Origin of the sequence: Solemya elarraichensis gill symbiont, assembly GCF_002021095.1 — a bacterium.
Taxonomy (GTDB): Bacteria; Pseudomonadota; Gammaproteobacteria; order Chromatiales; family Chromatiaceae.
This window is the reverse complement of sequence record NZ_MPRK01000359.1, coordinates 1-1,177: the sequence shown is the minus strand read 5'-3', so window position 1 is coordinate 1,177 and position 1,177 is coordinate 1. Positions and strand designations below refer to the sequence as shown.

The window sequence follows — 1,177 nt, the reverse complement described above, 5'->3', positions numbered from 1 at the left end:
CAACTTTAAGTGGTAGTTGGACTCTCTCAGCTATAGTTTTCTCTAAAATGTGTTAAATCTGTTTCTGTAGTATGTTCTACAGGCATTGCTGCCACACACTATAATGATTTACAACACCAAACCAGTGCACAGACACTTCATAAATGGGCAGGCTTGAAAGATGGTAGACATTTAAATGAAGAACTGGTGCATCTCATCCAGACAGATGAACGGTTTCATATTGTTCAAGAAAACATCAAAAATACAAATACATTATTAATTGATGAAGTATCTATGGTGAGTGCTAAAACACTCAGTCAGGTAGAAATAATATGCCGAAAAGTGAGAAACTGCTCAAATATTTTTGGAGGTATTCAAGTTATTTTAGTGGGAGATTTCTACCAACTTCCTCCAATTGCCAATGCTTTAACGGGTGATTCAGGCCACTACTGTTTTCAACTAGCATGGTTTAATGACTGTTTCCCACATCAAATTCAGCTCAGTATCATACATAGACAATCTGAAAAGGGACTAATAAATTGTATAAATGAATTGGAGAAAGGTGAACTCTCAGATGACAGTTTGGATTTTTTGAAGTCTTTAGAAAGACCACTGGAAAATGAAGACAGCTTTGTGCATCTTTTTACAAGAAATTTTGATGTTGATCTAATTCAACTACAAGAGGCTACAAGCTTTGTCTGGGGAGCTGAAACTTTATCAAGCAGCTGATAAAGGAGATAATCATTATCTGAACAAAATAATAGCACCAAAATTGTGGACTCAAACTAGACTGTCCAGTGATGCTATTAAAACTGAACCTGAGCAATAAACTTGTTAATGGATTGTGTGGCACAGTTAATAAATTGCATGATAAATCAGTTGATGTTATATTTTCTTTGCACCATGAAAAATCTTAGTTTCGATTGAACCAGTTTTATTATACATTTGACCCAGTTGAGAAGAAAACTATAGCTGAGAGAGTCCAACTACCACTTAAAGTTGCTTACTTAATGACTTCACAAGTCACAAGGTATGACATTGGGAAATGTTGTAGTGAACTGTGAGTATTGTTCACAGCCAGGACAAATTGGAGTGGCAGTTGGAAGAGCTAAGGACACTGCTGGTTTATGTATGAAAAATTTCAAGAAGTCATTGTGTAGAAAACATCCATCAAGTGTGACAAATTTCTACAAAAAAA

1 pseudogene is annotated in these 1,177 nt (G+C 35.3%); it reads left to right on the top strand.

Annotated features, from left to right (window positions below):
• Positions 1–63 precede the first annotated feature (63 nt).
• Positions 64–708 (top strand): annotated as a pseudogene (locus BOW51_RS10915) (AAA family ATPase); the annotation flags it as partial.
• Between the last annotated feature and the right edge of the window lie 469 nt (positions 709–1,177).